A 2,935-nucleotide genomic window follows, 5' to 3' on the forward strand; every position below is an offset into this window, starting at 1 on the left:
ATCGCTCCTTCGGGAGGTTCTGGCAGGCTTCAGAACCCGCCACGATACGCCGCCTTCTCAGGCCCCATCACCCATTTTCAGCCATAGCTCACACCGGACGGCGCCAGCCTGATCGACAATCACGTCTCCGTCGCGCCCGGCTTTCGTCTCGACAATGTCTTCGTCATGGCCGGTGTCCCGGCCGTGTTTCAGGCGATGCTCGGACAGGTGATCGACACCCTACCGGCCGGTCAGGCAATCGAATCCGCCGCTTTCGGTTGTCCATACGGCGAAGGCGACATCGGCGATCCGCTGCGTGCACTGGCGAAGGAGCATCCGGGCGTTGCCATCGGCTCCTACCCCAAATTCGACGGCAACACATACTCGACCGAAATCGTCGTCCGCTCACGTGATCGCGCGGCTCTCGACGCGGCGGCGACGGCGGTCCAGGCGATGTTGGGCAAGATGGAAAGTGGAGTGCTCCAGGCCCGCTGATTTCCCCGTTCAAGATCAAGATGGGCGGCGCGGCGTAGGGGCGCCCGCGTAGTCTCGATAGACCCCGCAAGGTCACTGTGCCGCGACCGCCACGCGCCTCAGAGGCCGTTTCGAAACCCTGCCAAGACCAGCCTCCATGGTTCACCCGGGACGCCCAAACCCGCGGAAATCGGGTATCATGTCATTGCGGAGCGACCATCCGAGGGGCCTTTGAACCCGCCGCAGTGAGTTTCGAAACGGACTCTCAGNCCGCGGAAATCGGGTATCATGTCATTGCGGAGCGACCATCCGAGGGGCCTTTGAACCCGCCGCAGTGAGTTTCGAAACGGACTCTCAGATGGCGACCCATTTCCGCAGCGACGACGCAGAAACATAACACCATCCAGTCGATTTTATTTTGACGATTATTATGTCAACCGCCCGAGCATATCGCCCGTACCAAGCACGAGCTCAGGTTATACATTTTCAAATATTCGCAGAGGCGAAAAGTGCTTCTTCGTTCCGGCTTACGGCGAAATTCCAACGCATTATTGCCACAAATTAACTTGACCGAGAAAAATTGTCGCACTCAAATATCCGTCAGCTACGGAGTTTGAGGGCAATCGGGTGTGAAACTCCCGTCGTCCGTGGCGTGGGAGGACGATCATGCAGAACGCGTTGGGTTTGATGGGCGACCAGGCGCTGATGGTCGCTATAGCGCTCGCGTTGGGCATCGCCGGCATTACCGCACTGTTTCTCGCGCTGTTCTGGCCGCGACGCTGGCGGATGAAATACCGGATGGAGATCGGCTTCGTCATACTTCTGGTCGGACTGGTGTTTTTTGCCGATCAGCGAAGCACTGCGACCTACAAGGCCTATGAAGTCGATCTGCGCAACGGCGGAGTTTCCGGTCAGATCGTCGATCCCGCAGCGCGGGCCGCGTTCGATCAGCAGATCACCGTCCTGGCCTTTCAGTGGGGCTTCGCCTTCACGACAGAGGGCGGCGAGATCAGCCGCAATGCGGTGCGCGTCGAACCGGACCAGAAGGTGCTGTTCCGCATCCTCAGCAATGACGTGATCCACGGCTTCAACGTTCCGGTCGCCGGCCTGACCACTGAATTCGACCCGGGCGCCGCTCGCGAAGTGTGGATCCGGACACCCAGCAAACCCGGCAAATACCTCATCCAGTGCGTGAATTATTGCGGCGTCGGCCACGCGCAGATGAAGGCATGGCTGGTCGTCGGCGGCTCAAACGCCGACATGGCTTGAACGGAGGCGACCCGGCATGGCCAACGCACTGGACATCGAGCGTATGGGCGAAAAGCCGCATTGGCAGCCCGAGAACCTGATCGGCGGGATGGGGCTCCGCGACTTTCTGTTCTCCAACGATTACAGAATCATCGCGGTCAAGGGCATCCTGACATCGTTCCTGATGCTGGCGCTGGGCGGGGCCTTCGCTCTGGCGTTCCGCACGGAACTGGCGGCCCCGGATATCCAGTTCATGGGCGCGCGGCCCTACATGACACTGATGACGCTACACGGCATGCTGATGGTCTTCGGCTTCGTCATCCCGATCGTCATCTCGATCTGCTATTTCCTGATGCCCAAGGTTCTCGGCACGGGCCGGCTTCTCTGGGCCGGGATGGCACAGGCGAGCTATTGGACCCTGATCGCCGCGGCGGTACTCTTGATCATCGGCCGACCCGATTTCACCTGGACGCTCTATCCGCCGATGTCGCTGCGGGTCGGCGGTGAGCTGGTCTGGATGGGTTATGTCGCCGTGGTTCTGGTCGCGGTCTCGGAATTTCTGGCCGGGATGGTGCTGCTGCGCAATGCGCTCGCCTGCCCGGCGCCCTGGACCCGCAAGCCGCTTCTGGCTTGGGCGATGATATCCGAGGCCAGCCTCTTGATGGTTTCGACGCCTCTTCTGGGCCTGACCGGGGTCGTCCTGCTCACCGACTGGGTGGGCGCGACCGCGCTGTTCGACCCAGGCCGGGGCGGCGACGTGATGACCTTCATGTACGTGTTCTGGTTCTATGGACATCCGGCCGTCTACCTGCCGCTGGTGCCGGCGATCGCAATCATCTACACGCTGCTGCCGCGGTTCCTGGGCCGGCCGATGTGGAGCTACACCTCTGGTGTTGTAGCCTTCCTGTTGCTGGCCGCGCTATCCTTCGTCGTGTTTCCGCATCATTTCCAGCCGGCATCGACCGTGCATGGATTCCTGCAGCGGGCGACCCAGATCCTGACGCTGCTGATCTTCATTCCCAGCACGCTGCATGTGTTCAACTGGATCGCAACACTTTGGAGCGACCGGATTCCGTCCTCGGCGATGGCGGCGGCGCCGTTTCGCTTCATGATGGGCGCGATCTTCTTTCTGATCATCGGCGGCGTGTCAACGTCGGAGCAAAACCGGGCCAGTGGGGCGGAGTAAAAGCAGGCCACTGGCGTGAGGGGCACGACACAGGAAAGGGCCCGATCG

Annotated in this window: 3 protein-coding genes; all 3 read left to right on the forward strand. The window is 61.1% G+C overall.

Annotated elements, in window-relative coordinates; all coding sequences use genetic code 11:
* The first annotated feature begins 165 nt into the window (after positions 1-165).
* Positions 166-474 carry a hypothetical protein gene (locus VQ044_RS24475; protein ID WP_327650270.1) on the forward strand — a complete coding sequence of 103 codons (309 nt, stop codon included), beginning with the start codon at positions 166-168 and terminating at the stop codon, positions 472-474.
* Positions 475-1,179: 705 nt separating this feature from the next.
* Complete coding sequence (locus VQ044_RS24480; RefSeq protein WP_327651214.1) at positions 1,180-1,722, forward strand: hypothetical protein; 543 nt, start codon at positions 1,180-1,182, stop codon at positions 1,720-1,722.
* Positions 1,723-1,738: 16 nt separating this feature from the next.
* On the forward strand, positions 1,739-2,887 hold the full coding sequence (locus tag VQ044_RS24485; RefSeq protein ID WP_327651213.1) for a cbb3-type cytochrome c oxidase subunit I: 1,149 nt from the start codon (positions 1,739-1,741) through the stop codon (positions 2,885-2,887).
* Positions 2,888-2,935 lie beyond the last annotated feature (48 nt).

The organism is Aurantimonas sp. C2-5-R2 (genome assembly GCF_036549495.1).
GTDB classification, from domain to species: Bacteria; Pseudomonadota; Alphaproteobacteria; order Rhizobiales; family Rhizobiaceae; genus Aurantimonas; species Aurantimonas coralicida_A.

Excerpts from the sequence above, each read along its gene's own strand:
- VQ044_RS24475 (WP_327650270.1), top strand. The coding sequence starts at position 166 with ATGGCCGGTGTCCCGGCCGTGTTTCAGGCGATGCTCGGACAGGTGATC.
- VQ044_RS24485 (WP_327651213.1), top strand. The coding sequence starts at position 1,739 with ATGGCCAACGCACTGGACATCGAGCGTATGGGCGAAAAGCCGCATTGG.